General features: G+C 64.2%; 17 protein-coding genes. 10 read left to right on the top strand and 7 right to left on the bottom strand.

The features are described 5' to 3' along the window. Positions 1-36: 36 nt before the first annotated feature. The 3 genes from ACVMB1_RS21355 to ACVMB1_RS21345 all read right to left on the bottom strand — a co-directional run bounded on the left by ACVMB1_RS21355 (position 37) and on the right by ACVMB1_RS21345 (position 4161). A complete protein-coding gene (locus ACVMB1_RS21355; protein WP_456849241.1) occupies positions 37-2262 on the bottom strand; it encodes a N,N-dimethylformamidase beta subunit family domain-containing protein in 2226 nt (741 codons plus the stop codon). A gap of 109 nt (positions 2263-2371) precedes the next feature. After that, entirely contained in the window at positions 2372-3355 is a 984-nt protein-coding gene (locus tag ACVMB1_RS21350) for a phosphotransferase enzyme family protein (RefSeq protein ID WP_076834296.1), read from the bottom strand. Then, positions 3352-4161, bottom strand: coding sequence for an HAD-IIA family hydrolase (locus ACVMB1_RS21345; RefSeq protein ID WP_233475840.1), 810 nt, complete (start codon positions 4159-4161; stop codon positions 3352-3354). The genes ACVMB1_RS21350 and ACVMB1_RS21345 overlap by 4 nt, the downstream gene beginning before the upstream one ends. A 341-nt stretch (positions 4162-4502) precedes the next feature. Here ACVMB1_RS21345 and ACVMB1_RS21340 point away from each other — a divergent pair, with 341 nt between their 5' ends. From ACVMB1_RS21340 to ACVMB1_RS21325, 4 genes are all read left to right on the top strand, one after another. Next, positions 4503-6065 carry an ABC transporter substrate-binding protein gene (locus ACVMB1_RS21340; protein ID WP_057020614.1) on the top strand — a complete coding sequence of 521 codons (1563 nt, stop codon included), beginning with the start codon at positions 4503-4505 and terminating at the stop codon, positions 6063-6065. A 101-nt stretch (positions 6066-6166) separates the two neighbouring features. Next, entirely contained in the window at positions 6167-7147 is a 981-nt protein-coding gene (locus ACVMB1_RS21335) for an ABC transporter permease (RefSeq protein WP_076834245.1), read from the top strand. A gap of 2 nt (positions 7148-7149) precedes the next feature. Next, entirely contained in the window at positions 7150-8067 is a 918-nt protein-coding gene (locus tag ACVMB1_RS21330) for an ABC transporter permease (RefSeq protein ID WP_057020612.1), read from the top strand. 1 nt (position 8068) lies between these two features. Next, a complete protein-coding gene (locus ACVMB1_RS21325; RefSeq protein WP_057020611.1) occupies positions 8069-9889 on the top strand; it encodes an ABC transporter ATP-binding protein in 1821 nt (606 codons plus the stop codon). Between the two features lie 4 nt (positions 9890-9893). Here the strand turns inward: ACVMB1_RS21325 and ACVMB1_RS21320 are convergent, their stop codons facing one another. Next, the gene (locus ACVMB1_RS21320; RefSeq protein WP_057020610.1) at positions 9894-11300 is read right to left on the bottom strand and encodes an amidase; all 1407 of its coding nucleotides are present in this window, start codon (positions 11298-11300) and stop codon (positions 9894-9896) included. A 201-nt stretch (positions 11301-11501) separates the two neighbouring features. On the opposite strand from ACVMB1_RS21320, the gene ACVMB1_RS21315 reads away from it, so the two are divergent. Both ACVMB1_RS21315 and ACVMB1_RS21310 read left to right on the top strand, forming a co-directional pair. After that, on the top strand, positions 11502-12458 hold the full coding sequence (locus tag ACVMB1_RS21315) for a phosphotransferase family protein (RefSeq protein WP_063790183.1): 957 nt from the start codon (positions 11502-11504) through the stop codon (positions 12456-12458). Beyond that, positions 12455-13411: a choline/ethanolamine kinase family protein gene (locus ACVMB1_RS21310; protein WP_057020608.1), complete on the top strand. Its 957-nt coding sequence runs from the start codon at positions 12455-12457 to the stop codon at positions 13409-13411. The genes ACVMB1_RS21315 and ACVMB1_RS21310 overlap by 4 nt, the downstream gene beginning before the upstream one ends. 26 nt (positions 13412-13437) lie before the next feature. Here ACVMB1_RS21310 and ACVMB1_RS21305 read toward each other — a convergent pair whose 3' ends face one another. From ACVMB1_RS21305 to ACVMB1_RS21295, 3 genes are all read right to left on the bottom strand, one after another. Continuing rightward, on the bottom strand, positions 13438-14229 hold the full coding sequence (locus ACVMB1_RS21305; protein WP_057020607.1) for an inositol monophosphatase family protein: 792 nt from the start codon (positions 14227-14229) through the stop codon (positions 13438-13440). A gap of 67 nt (positions 14230-14296) precedes the next feature. Next, complete coding sequence (locus ACVMB1_RS21300; RefSeq protein WP_057020606.1) at positions 14297-15328, bottom strand: helix-turn-helix domain-containing protein; 1032 nt, start codon at positions 15326-15328, stop codon at positions 14297-14299. Between the two features lie 13 nt (positions 15329-15341). Beyond that, the gene (locus tag ACVMB1_RS21295) at positions 15342-16163 is read right to left on the bottom strand and encodes a DeoR/GlpR family DNA-binding transcription regulator (RefSeq protein ID WP_253589681.1); all 822 of its coding nucleotides are present in this window, start codon (positions 16161-16163) and stop codon (positions 15342-15344) included. Between the two features lie 351 nt (positions 16164-16514). Here ACVMB1_RS21295 and ACVMB1_RS21290 point away from each other — a divergent pair, with 351 nt between their 5' ends. Genes ACVMB1_RS21290 through ACVMB1_RS21275 form a run of 4 tightly spaced genes read left to right on the top strand, consistent with a single transcriptional unit; the run spans position 16515 to position 21878 of the window. Further along, positions 16515-17858 carry an aspartate aminotransferase family protein gene (locus ACVMB1_RS21290; protein ID WP_253589682.1) on the top strand — a complete coding sequence of 448 codons (1344 nt, stop codon included), beginning with the start codon at positions 16515-16517 and terminating at the stop codon, positions 17856-17858. 50 nt (positions 17859-17908) lie between these two features. Then, positions 17909-19276 (top strand): glutamine synthetase family protein, encoded by a 1368-nt coding sequence (locus tag ACVMB1_RS21285; RefSeq protein ID WP_253639287.1) that lies wholly within the window; start codon positions 17909-17911, stop codon positions 19274-19276. A 34-nt stretch (positions 19277-19310) separates the two neighbouring features. Further along, positions 19311-20696: an aldehyde dehydrogenase family protein gene (locus ACVMB1_RS21280; RefSeq protein ID WP_057020604.1), complete on the top strand. Its 1386-nt coding sequence runs from the start codon at positions 19311-19313 to the stop codon at positions 20694-20696. Positions 20697-20705: 9 nt separating this feature from the next. Further along, positions 20706-21878 (top strand): iron-containing alcohol dehydrogenase, encoded by a 1173-nt coding sequence (locus ACVMB1_RS21275; protein ID WP_057020603.1) that lies wholly within the window; start codon positions 20706-20708, stop codon positions 21876-21878. Positions 21879-21880 lie beyond the last annotated feature (2 nt).

The following is a 21880-nucleotide window of genomic DNA, read 5'->3' as shown; positions in this document are numbered from 1 at the left end:
ACCTTTCGTTTCAGGGGCGAAGTCGCACTGACGGTCTCATGCTCCGAGCACCGGCTCCTTGCCGGTGAAGGCCCTGAGTATATTCGCCGTCAGGCGCGAAAGACCGTTGTCGCAGCCGTTCCAGGCCAGGGCGCCGGCATAGGCGATGGAGCCGACCGAAAATACCCAGCCGCCTCCATCGATCGGAAACAGGACCATGTCCGATCTCACCACGTCAGGCCGCTGTGCGCCTCCCTGATCCGGGAGCGAAAGAGTGAGATCCTCGATGACGAGCTGATACTCGTTGCCAAGCCCGGTCGAAGTCCCGAGCACATAGGCATGCTCGGGACTTCCGAGCGTAACGTCGTACCTGTCGACCTCGTCTCCCACCGCTCCACCCAGCACATAGCCGTAATCGCCGACGATTTCCTCAGTGATGCCGTCGAACAATTTCGCGGCAGGCGAATTGTAGCTCGCCTCCAGACGCCGATAGCCGCAGCCCTTCGACCATCCCTCCGATGCGAAGCCCACGCCCAGCATCTTGTTCGGGGCGCGGCCGCGCGTGCGCCAGATGCCGCCGGCTTCAGTCGTCGCAACATGGGTCCGTTCGCCATAGGGGGCATCCCAGCAGCGCGTGCCGCTGTTGTCGCGGCGCACCTCGATGACCCAGGGCTTTGCACTGAGCCGGCTCGTTACCCAGTAGAAGCCGTTGCCGCCAAGATACATGACCCGTCCGCCGTCATGCAGGTATCCGTCGAGGATATCGAGGCCGGTTCGTGTCCAGTATTCCGGGTGCGAGCCCGTGACGATCGCCGCGTACCGGTCGGCCAGGTTGCGGCCGCCACGTTCGAAATCCTCGTCGGTTGCGACATGATATTCGATGCCGAGGTGCTCTAGCCATTCGACGATGTACATGTCGACGGGAAAGTGACGGTATGAGCCCGTTAGCCAGTTCGGAAAACCAGGGCGGACGTTGAACAGCGGTCGTCGGCGGCCCGAATAGCGAACCGGCGTTCCGTCGGCATGGGTATCGTAGCAGGAGCGGCCCGGCTCGGGATGTGAGAACAGGTACTGTTCGTCCTCGGGCACCACCTTGTCATGAGGCATCACCGATGAGAAATCGAGCGAAGCCAGGTGGTCGTTCGCATAGGCCAGAAAGGTGTTGGTCGGCACCAGGAACAGCACGGGTGCCGAGGTGCCCAGGACCGGTCTGACAAACAGCGGAAAATGATTGCGGCGTCCGCCGGCCTCGAGCCGAACTGCGTAGACTCCGCTTTGAAGGTCCTCCGGCAGGCGGAATTCGAGATTATACCTCCAGCCGGCATCCACCATGTCGTCGTCGTGGAATTGCAGCGCACAGTACTGCTCGGGAACTTCGACGAAGGAGTCGCTTCGCCCGTCCCAGTTGCGTCCGGTCACACCGCGCTCGACGCCGTTGACAAGGTGCCCCTGTTCGCCTCCAGCGTCCGGCTCAATCGTCTCCGACGCGAAGTCCCTGCCGAGTTTCCATGCTGCCCATGCCGGCTGCGTGGAAGTCTTCCCCGCGTGCCATGCGGCGATCATCTCGGCGGATGGCTTCGCGAGGTACAGCGTTGGCGAGTCGATCTTGCCATTATATGGCTCCAGCGGCGACCCGGACCGGCCGATGCCGGCCGCCGCGAGCAGGAGCGTTGCCGCGTTTGCCGTCGCGCCGGTTGCCGCGCGGAGCGTGCGTTGTGCCCCAACCTTGGCATCAAGACGCCTGAGGTCGATGCAGACCTCGCCGTCGCCGATGGTAGTCAGGATCGAATACCAGTGTTTGGCGATGATCGCATCCGGCAAGACTGCGAGCGTTGCGCTGCCCATTCGAAGCGCAAGACCGCCTGAGATGATGACGAGCGCGACGTCGCCAATCGACCAGATGGCCTGGGGCGCGCTCCGCTCGGGGACGGTCGGCCATGCCCAGCAATGGACGCTGATCGCCGCATCGTTGATCGGTGAGGGAAGCGGAAATTCGGCGTGCGAGCCGACCACCGTGGATTGCACGCCGCCGGAAACGGTGCGGTCGAGCACCGACGAGAAATCGACCACCTTGCCCTCGATCGCTTCGTCGCGCCCGGGACCCGAGACCAGTCGCACGAGGCTTGCGCGGACGGTGGCGTGCGGCGTGCTGATCGCGAGCCGGACGACATCGCCGGGCTCGCAGGACCACTCCTCGAAATAAGCCTGGATATCCATCTGACGCTGCCCACGCTCGCTGGTTAAGTCCGCTTCGGACGCGCAATGTCCGAGCGCGCCCATCATTCGCGGATCAAAGCCGGCGGGGAAACATCTGTTGCGGCATTCTGGAGTCCGGGAGCAACAACACTGGAGAAACGGACAGGCGCGCCGCGGCTGGTCCCGAAAGTCCGCGTCACGATCCGCGCAGGAACCGGTCGCCGAGCGCGACCGTTCCGTCGGTGTAGCCCGTACCCAGGCGTCGCGCGGTTTCGGTGTCCGAATGCGAAGCGAGCCAGGCCGTCAGCAGCATGCGCCTGAGCATCACGAACGCAGGCAGCATGGCCTCGTCGTCGTGCGAGACCGGTGCGACGGTCCGGTATCCCGCAAGCCACGACTGCTGGAGCAGGTCCATCACCGGCTCGTGCTCGATGAAGCTGACGGCCGCGGCGAAGTCATAGAAGAACCACGAGAAGCCGCAATCGTCGAAGTCGATGACGCCGAGCCGGTCGCCTTCGACGAGCAGGTTGGCGAGGCGGAGGTCGGCGTGAACGAGGCCAAACCGCTGCTCGCCCAGTCCGTAAGCCTCGACGCGCCGTTCAAGTTCGTCGGCGACCCTCTGCAGCAGCCTGCGGCCATCGTCGCGCAGGCCAAGACCGGCGCGCCAGTCACCCCATAGTGGCCGGCGGCCCAGCATGGCATCGAAATCCCAGACCTTGCGCTGGAACGTTGATGGCAATGTCCATCGGCGGCTGTGCGCGTGAAGCCGCGCGCTGGTCGCGCCGAGCTTGCCGAACCAGGTGGCCAGATCGTCCGAGGCGTCCGGCTCCCTGCCGCTGAGGAATTCGAATGCAACGACGTGTCGTGTCGCACCACTCAGGGGAATGGGGCATAACAGGTGTCCCTCCCGATCGGCGACCGGGCGCGGCGTGAGCACCACGTTGTCTGCGATCACGGCGTCGATCCAGGCGAGCTCGGACGCAATCTCGTCAGGTGAGTGATAGCCGGGCCGCTGCACGCGCAACACGAGTTTTTGCCGAGCGGCCGGATCTTGCGCGAGAAAGGTGGTGTTCTCGGAATGGCTGAGAAAGGCGAGCGTCGATTGCGATGATAGTCCCCAGCGCGGCAGGCTCGCGGCAAGAGAGGTCTGCATGCTCTCGATGAGGCCGGGAGTCATCATCGCGGCCAACCGACCGTCTCGGGCTCCGCGAGGTCAAGAAGGCTCGCGATGATGCGATCGGGAACGACGTCCGCCACCGCATTGAAAGGGACGTCGCTGGCGAGCAGGATCGACCGCATGCCGGCGGCCTTTCCTGCTGCGATATCGGTACCGATCTGGTCGCCGACCATGACGGTCTCATGCCGGGCGGTGCCGAGATGCGCCAGCGCCTGTTCGATCAGGAACGGTTGCGGCTTGCCTAGCACGATCGGCTTCGTATTGGGAACGGCCGCTGCAACCGCGGCCGTGATCACGCCGACGCAGGGATCGTAGCCGTCATGAACCGGCGTCAGGACATCGGGATTGGTGGCGATGACGGTTGCGCCGGCGAGTGCGGCCCTGACCGCGGTGCGCAGCTTGGCGTAGTCGAGCGTGGCATCGAAGCCGAGCACGACGATCTTGGGCTTGACGTCGGTCAGGTGATAGCCAATGTCCTCGATCGCCTCGAGCAGTGGTCGTTCGCCGATCGCAAACACGGGCGTGGTGCGCGGCCAGCGCCGTTCGAGCAGGGACGTGACCGCCGAAATCGTCGTGAAGACCTGTGACGGTTCGGCCGGAATGCCGATGCGGCTCAGCTTGGCGGCAAATTGCGCGGCGGATTTCGTCGAATTGTTGGTGACGAACGCATAGGGCAGGCCCCGCTCGCTCCATCCGCGAAACGCCTTGACGGAGTCGTCGATCGGAGTGTCACCGCGATAGGCGACGCCGTCGAGATCCGAGATGACGCCGCGAATGGGATGGTTGGCCGGAGCAACGCGCTGTTCCAATGCTGGGATTCCGTTCAGTTCCGCGAGCGTGATCATATGGTTGTCTGCATGGCGTTGCTGCTCTGTGCATCCATGATTTGTGTGCTGCACATTGGAAAGGCGTCCTTGCCTTGCCGGTGTGCGCCATGCTTCCGGGAGCGGAAAATCTCCGTGCGCGACTGCGGCGCCCCGGGAGTGTCAGCAACGGAATCGTGGAGCAGCAGGAATCGGGCGATTGCGGCCTTTGGTCTAGGCTTTGCAGGCGTGAAAGCCACGATTTGTGCAAGACGATCGAAACGGCTGAGTGCCTTGCGGCCTCGAGAGCAGTTTCAGCGTTGCCGAAATCATCGAGGGATTACCATATGATCAACCGCAGAGACTTGATGTTAGGGGGATTGGCCGGGGCCGCGGCGTTCGGCTTCGGGCGGGTCAATCCCGACTTTCTTGTGAATTCCGCCTTTGCCGCCGAAGGCAAGACACTGCGCTTTCTCGGCGCGGAAGCGCTGACCGGCAACTGGGACCCAACCACCCATACCAATCTAGGCCAGCTCATCGTCGAGGGCTTCGTGTTCGGCTACCTGACGCGGGCGCCGATGCGGCCGGAGAAGCCGGACGAACTGATCTTCGAGCTGGCTGAATCGATGAAGCCCATCGACACCTATACGATGGAGGTGAAACTCAGGAAGGGCGTCAAATTTCATGACGGAACCCCGTTCACAGCGGCCGACGTCAAGGCGACCTATGAATATGGCTGCCAACCCGATCGTCCGGCGCAGTGGTACCCCGGTCTCGTCACCGTCGACGTCGTCGACGACTACACCTGCCACATCAACACGAAGGTGCAGGGCTATCCGGCGACGCTCTACTACTACCTGTCGTCCTTCCTGCCGATCATGTCGGCCAAGGACGTTGCCAATAAGGCGCAGCTCTCGGCGCGCATGAACGGCACGGGCCCCTACAAATATGTCGAGCAGAAAGGCGACACCACCGTTCTCGCCGCCAATCCCGACTTCTTCCTCGGCGCAGCGAAGATCCCGGGTGTCGAGTATCACTTCGTCGGTGACACCACGACGCGCACGCTGTCGCTGTTGAACGGCGAGGCCGACATCATCGAGCGGCTCGAGCAGGAGCAGGTCGAGACCATCTCGAAGGATGCCCGCTTCAGCATCCACAAGGCGGTTTCGGTCGAGAACAAATACCTGTTCTTCCGCTGCTCGAAGAAGCCGTTCGACGATCCGCGCATTCGCCTCGCCGCATGCTACTCGATCGACCGCAAGCAGGTGCTCGACGTGCTCGGCGTCTCCGGCATCTATTCCAAGGCGCACATCTCGCCGGTCAAGTTCGGCTATGCCGAGGTGGCCGACTATCCTGAATTCGATCCGGACAAGGCGCAGAAGCTGCTCGCGGAGGCCGGCTTCCCCAAAGGCCAGGGCCTGCCCGAGCTCACCTATTACACGTCGGTCGGTTTCTATCCGAAGACGAAGGAATATGCCGAGTTGATTACCGGCATGCTCCAGGAGCAGGGATTTAAGGTCAATCTGCAGACGCTCGAAGTCGCGGCGTGGGGTAATTTGCTTTACGACAAGCCCGGCGGCGGTGAGGGCAACATGATCGACTGCGGCTGGTGCACCGGCTCGCCCGAGCCGGATCTCGTCCTGCGCACCCACTTCCACTCCTCCTCCAAGCGCATCACCGGCATCGTCGACAAGGACATCGACGCGGTGCTGGACAAGGAGCGCAACGCCACGACAATCGAGGAGCGCAAGAAGATCCTGCAGACCGAGACGCTGCCGACCATCGCCAAGAAGGCCCCGGCGCTCGCATTGTTCACCTCGGTCTTCATCCATGCCTACAGCAAGAAGCTGGATGGTCTGTACATCTATCCGAACGGCATGCAGGACATGACCAAGGCAACATTGGCATGATGATTGCTCGGCAGGCCGGGTACGCCCGGCCTGCCGGTTCGCGAACGCAGGCCGGACTGGTCGGGTCTGGTCCTCATGAATTGCAAGGGTAGCTCTTCTCGATGTTGATCCTGGAATTCCTGGTCAAGCGGATCGCGCAGGGCATCCTGATCGTCTTCATCACGTCGTTGATCATCTTCACGCTGCTGCGCGTGGTGCCGGGCGATCCCGTGCGCCTGATCGTCGGCGGCATGGCGCCGGCCGATGTGGTCGAGAAGGTCGCGACCAAGATGGGGCTGCGCGACCCCATCATCGTGCAATATGGTCGGTACATGCGCGGGCTGGTACAGGGCGATCTCGGGCAATCCTATTTGCGGCCGCGCAGCGGCATGATCGCGACCGGCGGCCAGTATGTTGACCCGACCAAGTCGGATATGGCGCCGGTGATCGATCTCATCCTCGAACGCCTGCCGTTCACGCTGCAACTGGGCGGAATGGCGCTCGTGTTCGCGCTGCTGCTGTCGTTTCCGATCGGCATCGCGGGCGGGCTGCACCAGCATCGTTGGCAGAATGCGTTGGCGTTCGGAATGCAGTCGCTGTTCGTCTCGATTCCGAATTTCTGGCTCGCGATCGTTCTGATCCTGTTTCTGTCGGTGAAGCTGAAGCTGCTGCCGGCGCTCGGTTACCAGGGGTTTTCCTATGTCATCCTGCCGGCCTTCGTGCTCTCGGTGGAGATCGCCCCCTTCATCATCCGCACGCTGACGACCTCGCTCGGCGAGGTCATGCAAGCGCCGTTCATCGATGAGGCGCGGGTGCGCGGCCTGTCTCGCCGCCGCATCGTCTATTCGCACGCCCTGCGCAACGCGGCAGTGCCGCTAGTCAACCTGCTCGGGATCCAGCTTTCGACGCTGATCGGCGGCGTTCTCGTAATTGAATACATTTTCGACTATCCTGGCCTCGGCAATCTGACCGTGGTCTCTGTCGTCGGGCGCGACTTTCCGGTCATCCAGGGCATCGCCATCACGACCAGCGCCGTCTTTGTCTTCATCAATATCATCGTGGATTTGGTCGCCTATCTGGTCGATCCCCGCGTGGAGATCTGAGCATGACGGCCACCACGATCATCGCCGAGGAGCCCGCCTTGCCGGCGGCCCCAATCCGTTCCGTCAACCGCCGCATCATGGCCGCCGCCTGGCGCATGCCGAGCTTCAAGATCGGTTTCTTCATCTTCATGGCGCTGGTGCTGGCCTCGGCCATCTATCCCGAGGTGTCCTCGATCAGTGCGACCAAGATGGTGGTGAAGGACAAGTTCATGTCGCCGGTCTTTCTCGGCGACAAATGGACCTGGGATCATCCGCTGGGTACGGATCAGCTCGGCCGCGACATGCTGATGCGCAGCCTGATCGGCCTGCGCTATTCGCTGCTGGTCGGCGTCGTCACGGTCCTGCTCATCTTTGTCATCGGCTGCGGCCTTGGCCTGTTCGCCGGCTTCAAGGGCAAATGGTGGGACACAGTCATCATGCGGATCACCGATGCCCAATTGTCGATTCCGATGATCATCCTGGCGATCACCATTCTCGGCGTGTCGCGGCCGACGGTGCCGACCATCATAATCGTGCTGGCGCTGTCCGGCTGGCCGCTCTACGCGCGCGTGGCGCGCAGCGCCGCGGTCACCGAGCGCGGCAAGGAATATGTCCGCGGCCTGCGCGTGCTCGGCGCCGGGGACTGGCGGATCCTGTTTCTGTTCGCCGCGCCGAACATCCTGCCGCCGATCGCATTCGTCGCCGTGCTCGACGTCGCACGCATGATGATCTTCGAAGCGATCCTCGGCTTCCTGGGGCTTGGCATCCAGCCGCCGACGCCGAGCTTCGGCAGCATCATCGCCGACTCCCGCAAATACCTGATCAATGCCTGGTGGATCGCGACCACGCCGGGCGTGTTCCTGGCTATCGCGCTTACCTCGATCAACCTGATGGGGTCGGCGCTCGAGAAGGCGCGCAACCGCATCTATGGGGGTCTCTGAGATGGATCTCTCGCTCATTCTGGAGGTTGACGACCTCACGGTCGGCGCTTCGGCGTCGGGCGCCGCGCCGATCCTCGATCACATCTCCTTCCGCCTCAACACCTCGGAGATCTTCGGCATCTATGGCGAAAGCGGCGCCGGCAAAACCGTGCTCAGCCGCGCATTGGCGAACTGGCTGCCGGAAAGTCTGGCGTATCGCTCCGGACGGGTCACGTTCGCCGGCCACGACATTCTCGGCGCCGGGGCGCGCGAGGTGCGGATCGGCCGCGACATCGCCTATATCGGCTCCAAGCCGCAAAGCTCGCTCGATCCGACGATACCGGTCGGGACCCAGATCGCGGAAAAGCTGCACAGCGTCAGGCCCGAATGGAATCCGCGCGAATGCCGCGAGCGGGTCGTGCAGCTCCTCGGCGAGGTCCGGATTCCATCGCCGAAGGAGCGCTATTGGGACTACCCGGCAAAATTTTCCGGCGGCATGATGCAGCGCGCGATGATCGTGGACGCGATTTGCGCCGAGCCCGCCGTCCTGATCGCCGACAACATTACCCAGCCGCTCGATGTCACCATCGCGGCACAGATCGTGGCGCTGCTCCACGACCTGTGCCTCCGCCACAGGATGGCGACAATCTATCTGTCGTCTTCCTTGCCCACGCTCGGCCAGTTCGGCGACCGCACGGCCGTGCTCCATCAGGGCCGGTTCGTCGAGCAGCAAGCGTTTGCCGGCCTGCTCGCCTCGCCACAGACCGACTACACGCGCAAGGCCATTGCCAGTGTGCCGCGCATGTGGGCGACCACCGAGGGCCCGCTGGCCCGCCGCAAGGCGCAAGACGAAGTGCCGCTGATGAAGGTGGAGCACGTTGTTCGGACCTATCGCGCGCGCAAGCGGGGGACGTTCAATACCTACAGCAACGTGCAGGCGGTGCGCGGCGTAACGCTCGACATCATGCCGCGCGAGAATTTCGGCATCGTCGGGGAATCCGGCTGCGGCAAGTCGACCCTCACGCGCCTGCTGGCCTGGCTGGAGGTTCCCGACAACGGCAGCATCGTCCTCAACGGCACGTCGCTCGGGGCGTTGTCGCCGCGCGAGCTGATCCGCACCCGCAGCGAATTCCAGCTGCTGCTGCAGGATCCGTACAACGCGCTGCCGCCGCGCACCACCGTCGGCCGCATGATCGAGGAGAGCCTGCTGATCCGCGGCAATGTCGCCCGCGCGGACCTGCGCAGCCGGGTCATCGCAGCGATGGCCGAGGTCGGTCTTGCCGCCGAGCTCTATGACCAGCTCCCGAACACGCTCTCCACCGGCGAGCGCCAGCGCATCTCGATCGCGCGTGCCCTGATCCTCGATCCCAAGCTGCTGATCCTCGACGAAACCTTGTCCGCGCTGGATCAACGCGAGCAGTCAAGGCTGATGGACCTGTTCTCGAAGCTGCAGGAGAAGAACGACCTCACCTATGTCTTCATCTCCCATGATCTCGCAATGGTGCGCAGGGTCTGCACGCGCATTGCCGTGATGTATCTCGGTGAGATGGTCGAGATCGCCGACAACCGCGAGCTGTTCTTCGATCCCCAGCATCCCTACACCAAGGCATTGCTCTCGGCCGCCCCGACGCTGGAGGAGAAGCCGTTCAACCCGGCGGACTTCTTGCTGGAGGGCGAGCCGCCGAGCCCGATCGATATCCCGGCGGGATGCAGCTTTGCCTCGCGCTGTCCGAAGGCGTTCGGCCGCTGCCGGCTGGAGACGCCGAAGCTGGTCGAACACGCGCCGGGGCGCTTCGCCGCCTGCCACCTTCTCGACGGCGACCCGGCGCAGGCCGCGGCCTGAGCGCTCAGGGCCGTGGCTTGAAGGGCCAGTCCATCGCGAACGAGCGCATGTCCTCCAGCGCCTTGGTCACCTGCAGCACGCCGAGATCGTCGAAGCGGTGCCCGGTCACTTGGACGCCGATCGGTAGATGGCGGGAATCGAATGCCATGCAGACGGTGGAGGCGGGCTGGCAGGTCTGGTTGAACATGGCGGTGAACAGCGTGTGCGCGAGCGGCGTCTCACGCGACACGCCGGGCTCCTCGGCCGGGAAATTCACCACCGGCAGCGTCGGGGCGATGACATAGTCCCAGCCCTCGAAGGCCGCGAGCAGCGCCGCCTTCATCTTGGCGATCCGGCCCAGCGCCCGGTAGAGGTCGGCGCCCGAATGTTTCGCCCCGCCAAGGCACCATGCGCGAACGTAGGGATTGATGTCGCGTGCGGTGTCGCCATGCGGCGGCAGCGATGCATATTCGAGATAGCCGCGCACCTGGAGGAACAGGTCGATCGGCGCATAGGCGTCGTCGGTGAGCGGAGAGGTGAACGGCTCGACGATCGCGCCGGCGCCGGCGAGCAGCTTGCCGGCCGCATCGACCGCGCTGCGAACCGTAGCTTCGGCCTTCATGCCGAAGCCCATGTCGGTGAGGACGCCGATCTTCAGTCCCTTCACGTCGCGCTTCAGATGCTCGTGATAGCGCACGCCATCGGCGGGCAGGCTCCAGGTGTCGCGCTCGTCCTGCCGCGTCAGCACGGTCAGCAGGCGCGCGATATCATCCACGCTGCGACCCATCGGGCCTGCCATGCGCATGGTGTCGGCCGGCAAATGCGGCACACGGCCATGGGTCGGCTTCAGTCCGGCCAGTCCGCAATGGGCGGCCGGAAGGCGGACCGAGCCTGCGATATCCGTGCCGACGGAAACATAGCCGGCGCCAGCGGCGACGGAGGCGCCTGCGCCGGCCGACGAGCCGCCGGTATTCCAGGCGAGCCCCCAGGGGTTGCGGGTAACGCCGTGCAGCGAGCTGATGCCCGACGCCATCAGGCCGCAATCCGGCATCGTGGTCTTGGCAAAGATCACCGCGCCGGCCTCGCGGAGCGCGATCGCCGGCGGCGAATCGTAGTTGGACGGCGGCAGGGCACGGTTGGCGCCGATGCCGTGAAAATAGGGCCAGCCGATCATGGCGACGCTGTCCTTGACCGTCATGGGGACGCCGTCGAGCGGACCCAGCGCGGTTCCCGCCTTCCATCGCGCTTCCGAGCCTTGCGCGCTTGCGATGGCTTGCTCCGGACGGAAGCAGAACAGCGCATTGATCGCGGGATTGACCGCCTCGGCATGGCCGAGCACGGTTCGCAACACCTCCACCGGCGACAATGCGCGCGATGCGTAGGCCTCCGTCAGCCCCGCAAGGCTCATCCCGATCAGTTCCGCAGCAGACATCTTGGCCTCGACAAATGGCGTTCTGGATCAGTGTCCGGATAGCGAAAGTCGCCCCTGTCGGGGTAGTGCCGCTGCCGTAAGGGCATGATTTGGTGGAGTGCGAGGCATCCCTTTTGCATCTGTCTTGATCGAATTTGTCATCAAACCGGGAGGCCCGCGACAGGCGGGCCGAACGACACCCGCGAGAGATCAGAAGTCGTCATGAGCCAATCTGGAACGCAAATCGCCACGGTCCGGAACTACATTGCCGGGCTCCCGGGCTGGGGGACGGGCGATATCGTGATCGAGCCCGCCATTCCGGTCCTCGCCTCGCCAAGCTGGCGCGGGGTCGACGGCGCTCCCTGGCGCGCCACCAGGAACGGAAGCGGCGAGAGCATCTTCATCAAGAACATGGATGTGGATGCCAAGCTCTACATCGACGTTGCCTGCGCGTTCGAAGCGGCCCGGCGCGCATCCGATCTCGGTATCGGTCCCAAGGTGCTTGCGGCGGATCCGGACGCGGGACTTCTGGTCATGGAAGATCTCAACCGTGGCTGGCGGGTCGGCACGCTGGAGCGGATGCTGGAGCCGAAGATCGTCGACGCGGTCATCGCGGCGCGGCGCCTGTTCCAGGCAGGGGCGCCTCTGCCGCGGCGCATGGGAGTCTTCGACGAGATCGAGCACTTCTACGAGGCGGCAAAGGCCGCGAAGGCGCAACTGCCGTCTGATGCGGAATGGCTGGTCAAGGAGCTGCGTTTTGCGGCCGATGCCTTGAGGAAACTCGACATCAAACCGGTGCCAATCCATGGCGATGGCAATGTCTCGAACATCCTGATCAGCGACACCGGCGAGGTTCGCCTGATCGATTGGGATCGCGCCACGACGGCCGACCCGCTGGAGGACCTCGGCAGCTTCCTCGTCGAAGCCTTCGCGCAGGAGCCGGAGGCGCGCGACGCCTTCAGCCGCAACGCCGGCGGATTCGACGAGCGCGCATTCAGCCGCGCCCGCATCTACGGCATGGCGGATGATCTGCGCTGGGGCCTGATCGGCGCCGTGCTCGCCGCGCGGTCGGCGCGCAACACCTTTGAGTTTTACAAGTTCGCCAGCTGGCGCTTCGTACGTTGCCGCATGACGGTCCGGGAGCCGCGCTTTGGCGAGATGCTTCGGAGGATCGCATGACTGTCCGCAGGAAGCTTGGCGAGGGAGCGACAGTCCACGAGCGCAATATCGAGGCAGCGATCGCCCGCGTGCCGCAATGGCACGGCAAGGGGGCGGCCTATACCCCGCTGGTCGGCGGCCTCATGAATCAGAACTGGCTGGTCGAGATATCCGGCGATGGACGGCGCTACTTCATCAAGGTGCCCGGCGAGGGCTCGGAGATGTTCATCGATCGCGTGACCGCCAACGAGGCTGCGCGCAATGCCCACGCCATGGGCGTTGCGCCCGAGGTGATCTTTTTCGACGCCACGGACGGGCTCGAGATCAGCGAGTTCCTCGAAGGCTATCGCGCCTGCACCAATGCCGATTTCGGCGATGCCGCCATCCAGGCCGACGTTCTCGACCTTTACCGCCGCCTGCATGCCGGCCCGAAGCTCGGCCAGACCAAGACCATCTTCGACATGATCGAGGAGCATATCGAGCAGGGCAGGGAGCTCGGCGCGCATTTCCCGCAGGACATGCCCTGGCTGATGCATCGCTACAATCAGGCCAAGTCGGCGTTCCTGGCGTCGGGTCTCGATCTCGTGCCGTGCTTCAACGATCCGATGCCGGGCAATTTCCTGATCTCGGCGGAATCAGGCGGCCCAAGGCCGATGAAGCTGATCGACTACGAGTTCGCATCCAACAACGAGCGTAGCTATGAGCTCGGCGTCCTGTTCGCCGAGATGTTCTTCGACGAGCATCTGACGGAGGCCCTGATCGAGCAATATCTGGGCGAGGTGCGGCCGCAGATGGTCGCGCGCGTGATACTCAACCGGGCGCTCGCCGACCTGAAATGGGCGTCATGGGCGGTTGTGAACAGGAAGCTCAAGGACTGGGATTTCGACTATCAGAAGTACGGCGTCTGGAAATACATGCGTGCCCGCGACGTAATGTACGATCCCCGCTGGGATGGCTGGTTGCGGCTCGTCTGAGCCGCGCGACGGGAGGGCTTCCGCAGTTATTGATTGAGGATCGCGAGCGCCTGCTCGAGCAGGCTGTCGTTCGCGGCCGCGATGATCCGGCCATCGGATTCCGGCGACAGCGGCCGCCCCTGCCAGTCGCGGACGATGCCGCCAGCGCCCTCGACCACCGGAATCAGCGGCATGAAGTCGAACGACTTGAGGGAGGTTTCGACCACGAGATCGCAGTGGCCGGATGCGAGCAGGCCATATTGGTAGCAGTCGCCGCCAAATCGCCGGAACATGGCCTTCTGGCTGAGCGCATCGTAGCGGGCCCAGTCGCTCGGCGTGAAGAAGTCCGGCGATGACGTGTAGATCTGCGCGTCTTCCAGTCGCGTGGTGCGGCTCACCCTTGCCAGCTCGCCGTTGAAGGTGGTGCCTTGCCGGGTGCCGTACCACCGCTCGGCCAGCGCGGGCATATCGATCATGCCGGCGGTGATCGATCCATCTCTCTCGTCGGCGAGCGCGACGAGCGTGCCGAACAGCGGCATGCCGGAGATAAAGCTCTTCGTTCCGTCGATCGGATCGAGATACCACGTGTAGCGGTCCCCGGCCGTCGATCCCATCTCCTCGCCGAGGATGCCGTGATCGGGGAAGCGCGAACCGATCAGCTGCCGTAGCTCCATTTCGATCGCACGATCGGCGATCGTGACCGGCGTCAGGTCCTGCTTGCGCTCGAAATCGACGCGGGAACGGAAGTGCGTCACGGCGATCCGTCCGGCCACGTCGGCAAGCTCATTGAAGAACGAAGCGAGCTCGCTTGCCGATAATCTGTCTTGAATGTCGTCCAATGGTCGCTCCGGGCGGGAGGCGCGCCGACGTCGCGGGACGCACGACGCCTTGCCTTGGGATGGGGCGTTACGCGGTCTCGTGGACCGACTGCTTGTCGATCTCCCAATAGGGGGAGTCGAATCCGTTGCGCCGCGCCACTCGGGCGGCAGGGCTCCTCGGCTGCGGCGAGCGCACGCCAGCGGCCGGCTGCGGCGCCGACACGGGCGCCTGGCGAACGTCGCGCGGCGCCACCTTGAAGTGCCGGCTGAAGCAGCGGGAGAAATGCGACACGTTCTTGAAGCCGACTTCGTAGGCGACCTCCGAGACGGTCCGCCGGCCCTTCGGATCGGCGACTAGGATTTCATACGCCCGCTGCAGCCGCTTGGTCTGGACGAACTGGCTGACCGTGGTCTCGTTGTCGTTGAACAGGCTGTACAAATAACTGAGCGAGATGCGGCTCGACGCCGCGATCTTCTTCGGCGACAACGACTGGTCACCGAGATGGCTCTCGATGAAGTCGACGATCCGGCGGCGCAGGTGATAGCGCGCGTTGCGCACATCGGTTGCGGCGCCGCGATCCTCCGATCCGATGGTCAGCGCGACGAAGCTGATCATTTCGGTCGCGAGCGCCTGGGGGTTCGGCGGCGGCGAGGCGACGAACAGTTCGGCCACGCTGCGGATCATGCCCGCCAGCAGGTGCGTCATCTGTTCGTTTGGCTTGAAGCGGCGACTGATGTGATCTTCAACCGAGACGAGCCGGCCGCGCAGCTCGGCGGCCGGAATCCGCAACATCAGGAAGCGCGCGGTCTTGTCAGACGACAATTCGTAGAAGGCGAGCTCGCTGAGCAGGACATATTCGCCGGGACGTGCGATCCCGATGCGGCTGTCCTGGCTGAATGCGACGCATCCAGTCTGCGGAAACACCAGCACATAGGCGGCATCGTGGATGCAGGCAACGCGTTCCCAGTTGCGGGCAAAGGCGTGGTCCGGCCCGACGAGTTCGAGATCGAGGCGTCCGATCCGGGTCCGCCAATCCTGCGTGGGACCGGGGCCCTTGTCGTTGCCAGCATGAAGGCCGGTGTGTTCCTCGCGGGAAGCAACAGATGTCAGGCGTGCCATGGCTGGGCCTTTCTCAGGGTTGCGCAACGATGATCTCCGTTCCGGCTTCACGGAGAGCGGTTGCCAGAGCTCCCTCTGGCTGCCGATCGGTAACCAGGCGATCGATATCGGTCCAATGTGCGAAGACGGTGAGCGCACGCTGGTCGAATTTGCCGTGATCGGCTACCAGGATGGCTTCTGCGGCGCGCTTGGCCATCGCGCCATAGATGGCACCGGCCTCATCGTCGGCATCATTCGCGCCGCGCGCGCTGATGCCGGTCGCGCTCACGATGGCGCGGTTGGCCTCATAGCTGTTGATGTTCGCGATCGTCTGCGTGCCGAACACATAACCTTCGGTGGGGTGATAGCGGCCGGGACAGCAGAGCACGCGGATCGACGGATTGACGGCTAGCGCGGCCGCAATGGCGTAATCATGGGTGATCACGGTGATGTCTTGCGCGCGTGAGGCCAGCCGTCGCGCGATGTGAAACGTGGTCGCGCCCGCGCCAAGCATCAACACCTCGTTCGGCAGGATCAGGTCGGCGATCACCGCGGCCATCGCCTCGCGCTCGGCGATCATGATCGCCTTGCGATCGGTCAGCGCCGGCTCGAGCGCGAAGGGACGGGACGCCCCGCCATAGGTGCGGTTGATGAGCTTCTGCTCCTGAAGCTCCATCAGATCGCGCCGGATGGTCTCGCCGGAGACGCCGAGCACGGCGGCGAGCTCGGAAGCCCGCAGCGTCGGCGCGGCGGTGAGTTGCGAGATGATGTGCTTGTGGCGCGCGAGCTTCGAGAGGCGGTCGCCGTCGGCCTTTCGTGGCCGCTTGTCGGCCGCAGCAGGGGCGTCACTCGTCATTCGCTGTCTCTCCGGCTGCAAACCTCTCCAGCGTCCGTGCCATGATCGTTCCCCAAGTGATGTTGTGAGTCCACATCAATTGTGTGGCATATTCCTCATTTTTTGGGCGCCGTGCTGCCTATGGAATTCGCAAAGGAATCATGGCGATCACATAAGGCACTGAAACATATGAAGTATGGCTTTGGAATGCGGAGCGCATGTCTGACGTTCTGGTGTCTCTTGCCTGCAATCTGCTTTTCAGTTGTGGGGATTCGCACATAGATCCAAGGTCGCAGTGGAACGGCTGGGGAATGATCGCCGCAGGGGACGGCTTTGGTCCGCGCAGGCCGCGGGCCAAAGGAAAGGCAGGCGATGCAGCAGGAAAAAGGGATTCTGGCGTTGAACGCCTTCGATCAGAGTCGGGTGTCGTCAATCGACCCAGCGCTCGGCGAGGCGGTGCAACGACGCCTGCGTTCGTTCGGAAAAGCCTCGGTGCTGTTCTATCAGGAGCCGATCAGGATGGCGCGCGCCGAAGGCGTCTATATGTTCGACGTCGATGGTCGGCGCTATCTCGATCTCTACAACAACGTGCCGTCGGTCGGGCATTCGCATCCGCGCGTTGTCGAGGCGATAAGCCGTCAGGCCGGCCTGCTCAGCACGCACACACGCTATCTCAACGACGTCGTCGATGGCTATGCGGAGCGTCTCCTGGCGACGTTTCCGCGCGGGATCGATCATCTGGTCCTGACTTGCACCGGCAGCGAGGCGAATGACCTTGCGCTACGGGTCGCGAAAGTGACAACCGGGCGGATGGGCTTCATTGTCACGGAGACCGCCTATCACGGCAATAGCGCCGCAGTGACCGATGTCTCGCCGTCCTCGCGTCCCGGTCAGCCGCTGCCGCCCCACGTGCGGGCAGTTCCCGCACCCGAGATGTATCGCAATCCGGTCGGCGATCCCGGCCAGCGCTTTGCCGACAGCGTTGCCGCAGCGATCACCGATCTCGAGCGAAGCGGCTTCGGCTTTGCTGCGCTGCTGGTGGACACGATCTTTTCGAGCGATGGCATCCATGCCGACCCTGCCGGCTTCCTGGCCCCCACCGTGAAGCTCGTGCACGAACGTCAGGGACTGTTCATCGCCGACGAGGTGCAGCCAGGCTTCGGACGAACCGGGGCGGCGATGTGGGGCTTCGCGCGCCATGGCGTCGTCCCCGACATCGTCACGATGGGCAAGCCCATGGGCAACGGCTTTCCGATGGGAGGCGTCGCCATGCGCGCCGCGCTGCTCGATCGCTTTGCCGCGGAAGTGAAGTACTTCAACACCTTCGGCGGCAACCCGGTGGCCGCGGCCGCAGGCCTTGCCGTGCTCGACGTCATCGAGGACGAGGGCTTGATGCAGAATGCGCGCGAGGTCAGCCGTCACCTGATGGATGGATTGCGCGAGATCGGCAATCGCCACATGACCATCGGAGACGTTCGTGGTGCCGGCCTGTTCATCGGGCTCGAGCTGGTGCGCGACCGCGACAGCAAGGAGCCCGCACCGGAGCTCGCTAGCCTGCTGATCAATCGCCTGCGCCGGCGCGGCATCCTGATCGGTGCTGCCGGTCCGTTCGGCAGCACGCTCAAGATTCGTCCGCCGCTGTGCTTCGGCAAGGACCACGCCGACATGTTCATCACCGCGTGCGACGAGGAGTTGCGCGAGGTGGCCGCGTCGTGACGCGATCGCCGATAGCCCGCGATGCCACAGAAGCCGAAGATTTGAAGATCATGGATGCAAGAAGCGTACGAACTATCGCCGAGGCGAAGGCCCTTGTCGAGGAGCGGGGCCTCTCCCACGTCAAGCTCGGCATCGTCGATCTCGACGGCGTCATTCGCGGAAAATATCTCGCGCGCGACAAGTTCGTCGGCGCGCTGGAGGCCGGCTTCAGCTTCTGTGACATCGTGTTCGGCTGGGACTCCAACGACCAGATGTACGACAATTGTGCATTCACCGGCTGGCATACGGCCTTTCCCGACGCGACCGCGCGCATCGATCCTTCGACCTGCCGCAATGTGCCGACGGAAGAGAACATGCTGTTCTTCCTCGGTGAATTCGAGGGCGCCGCGGCGGGGGTGTGTCCGCGCCGGCTGCTGCGGCGCGTCATTGACCGCGCCGAGGGCATGGGATTCTCGCCGTCCGTGGCCGCGGAGTTCGAGTTCTTCGTGTTCGACGAGACGCCGCACAGCGTGCGCGAGAAGGGCTTTCGCGGCTTGAAGAATCTCACGCCGGGCTGGTTCGGCTATTCTATGCTGCGCGCCTCCGTCGAGTCCGAATTTCATCGCTCGCTGCTCAAGCTCTGCAACGAGATGGACATGCCGGTCGAAGGCCTGCACACCGAGACCGGACCCGGCGTGCTGGAGGCCGCGATCCAATACACCGATGCGCTCGCGGCCGCCGACCGCGCCGTGCTGTTCAAGACCTTCTCCAAGGTCTGGGCCGAGCGTCAGGGCAAGATGCTCACCTTCATGGCCAAATGGTCGAACGCCTATCCCGGACAATCCGGGCATCTGCATCTGTCGCTGCGCGACCGGGACGGCAATCCGGTGTTTCACCAGGGCGGCAGGCCCGGCGACATGTCCGACATCATGCGCTGGTTCGTCGGCGGCCAGCAGGCGCTGCTTCCGGAGCTGCTCGCGATGGTGGCCTCGACCGTGAACAGCTACTCGCGCCTGATCCCCGGCTTCTGGGCACCGACCGACGCGACCTGGGGAATCGAGAACCGGACCTGCGCGTTGCGCGTCATTCCCGGCAAGCCGGCCAGCCAGCGCGTCGAGTACCGCGTCGCTGCCGCCGACATCAATCCGTATCTGGCGATCGCGGCCGCGCTCGGATCGGGCCTCTGGGGAATCGAGCACAGGATCGAACCGGACGAGCCGATCATCGGCAACGCCTATGAGCGCAGGCATCCGCCCGAGCGCGCGTTTCCGCGCACGTTGTCGGAGGCGGCCGACCGGCTGGTCGCCTCGCAGGCGGCGCGCAACCTGTTTGGCGACGTCTTCGTCGATCACTACGCGATGACGCGGCAGTGGGAGGAGCGCGAGTTCCGCAAGGCCATCACCGACTGGGAGCTCGCTCGCTACTTCGAGATCATTTGAGACGGATCCTCCCTTCCAAAACGAGTGACATCACGTGAACGATATCGTCTGCATTTCGCCGGTCGACGGCAGCGAGGTTGCCCGGCGGCCCGTCGCAACGGGTGCCGAGGTCGCCGCGGCTCTCGCGCAAGCACGGAAAGCGCAGCAGGAATGGTCGAGCATATCGCTCGCCGAGCGCAAGGCCATGATGCTCGCCTTCCTGCACGAGATGCGGGCGCAGAACGACGAGGTCGTTCCGGAGCTCGCGATGCAGATGGGCCGGCCGGTGCGCTATGGCGGCGAACTGCGCAGCCTGGAGGAGCGCGTCCGCGTGCTGGTCGAGCTCAGCGATGAAGCGCTGGCGCCGATCGTGCCGACCGGGCAGCCCGGATTCCGCCGCATGATCAAGCGCGTTCCTGCCGGCATCGTGCTGGTGATCGCGCCCTGGAACTATCCCTATCTCACCGCGGCCAACACCATCGTGCCGGCGCTGCTGGCCGGCAACGCCGTGATCTTGAAGCATGCCGCGCAGACCCTGCTGGTCGGTGAGCGCTTCCAGGCGGCACTGGACCGGGTCGGCCTGCCCAAGGGGGTGTTCAGGACGCTCACGCTCGACCATGTCATGACCAGTGAGCTGATCTCATCGCGCTCGGTCGACCATGTGAACTTCACCGGTTCGGTCGCCGGCGGCCGGGCCGTCGAGCGAGCGGCGGCCGGGACATTCATCAGCCTCGGGCTAGAGCTCGGCGGCAAGGATCCGGCCTATGTGCGGCCGGATGCCGATTTCGATTTCGCGGTCGAGCAGCTCGTGGACGGCGCCTTCTACAATTCCGGCCAATGCTGCTGCGGCATCGAGCGGATTTACGTGCATGAGCGGATCTATGACTCCTTTGTAGACGCCTTTGCCGGCCTGACCGCGCGCTACCGGCTCGGCAACCCGCTGTCGCGGGACACGACGCTCGGCCCGATGGCGGCGACACGCTTTGCCGATACCGTCCGCGCCCACATCGGCGAGGCCGTCGCAAAAGGCGCGCAGCCTCTGATCGATCCGGCCCGGTTCCCGGCGGACAAGATCGGTACGGCCTATCTGATGCCTCAGGTCCTGGTCGGCGTCGATCACTCCATGCAGGTGATGATGGAGGAGAGCTTCGGGCCTGCGGTCGGCCTCATGAAGGTCTCCTCCGATCAGGAGGCGGTTGGCCTAATGAACGACAGCCCCTATGGCCTGACTGCATCGGTCTGGACCGAGGACGCCGCCGCAGCCGAACGTATCGGTGACGGCATCGCAACGGGCACCGTATTCATGAACCGCTGCGATTATGTCGATCCCGCCCTGGCGTGGACCGGCCTCAAGGACACCGGACGTGGTGTCGGCATGTCGCGCCTCGGCTTCGAGGCGTTGACCCGCCCAAGATCATTCCACCTTCGCATCGAGCATTGAGAGCAGCACATGGACGTTCAGATCACCGGCGCCTGGAATTTTCCGACGCGCGTCGTTACCGGCGCGGGCCGCATTGCCGAGCTTCCCGAGGCGTGCCAGACCAACGGCCTCACCAGGCCATTGCTGGTCACCGATCACGGGCTTGCCAAGACCGATCTCATCGCCAGCATCGTCGACCGTGTGCGCGAGGCGGGCATTCCGCTCGCCGTGTTTTCCGACGTGAAGACCAATCCGACCGAAACCAACCTGACGGCCGGCGTCGAAGCCTTCAAGGCCGGCGGTCATGACGGCGTGATTGCGGTGGGCGGAGGTTCGGCGCTGGACGTCGGCAAATGCGTGGCGTTCATGGTGGCGCAGTCGCGCCCGGTCTGGGATTTCGAGGACGTCGGCGATTGGTGGACGCGCGCCAACACCAAGGGCATCGCGCCGATCATTGCGGTGCCGACGACGGCAGGCACGGGGTCCGAGGTCGGCCGCGCCGGTGTGATCACTCGTGAGGATACCCATGAGAAGAAGATCATCTTCCATCCCATGATGATGCCCAGGATCGCAATCGAGGATCCCGAGCTCGCGGTCGGTCTCTCGCCGTTTCTCACCATGGCAACCGGCATGGATGCGCTGTCGCACTGCTTCGAGGCCTACTGCGTCAAGGCATTTCACCCGCTTGCCGACGGCATCGCACTGGAGGGGATGAAGATCGTCGATAACTATCTGTCGCGCGCGGTCGAGAACGGTCGCGACCTCGAAGCGCGCGCCTACATGTTCGCCGCGGCCTCGATGGGAGCCACCGCGTTCCAGAAGGGGTTGGGCGCGATCCACTCGATATCCCATCCGGTCGGCGCCCGATACGATACCCATCACGGGCTGACCAATGGTGTGGTCTTCCCTTATGTCCTGGTCTGCAACAAGGCTGCGATCGCCGACAAGATTCCGCACATTGCCCGCGCGCTCAACCTGCCGAGCCAAGACTTCGATGCCGTGCTGTCCTGGCTGCTGGCCTTCCGCAAGAAGCTCGGCGTGCCGCATACGCTCGCCGAGCTCGGGGTGAAGGAGACCGACGCCGGAACGATCGCGGCCGATGCCGTCAAGGATCCGACTGCGGGTGCCAATCCGCGGCCGTTGACCGAGCCGGAGTTCAAGCAGCTGACGCTGGCCGCCATTCGAGGCGATCTTGGAAGCTGAGC

This window comes from Bradyrhizobium sp. USDA 4504 (assembly GCF_054063995.1).
This window is presented reverse-complemented; position numbering and strand designations above follow the sequence as displayed.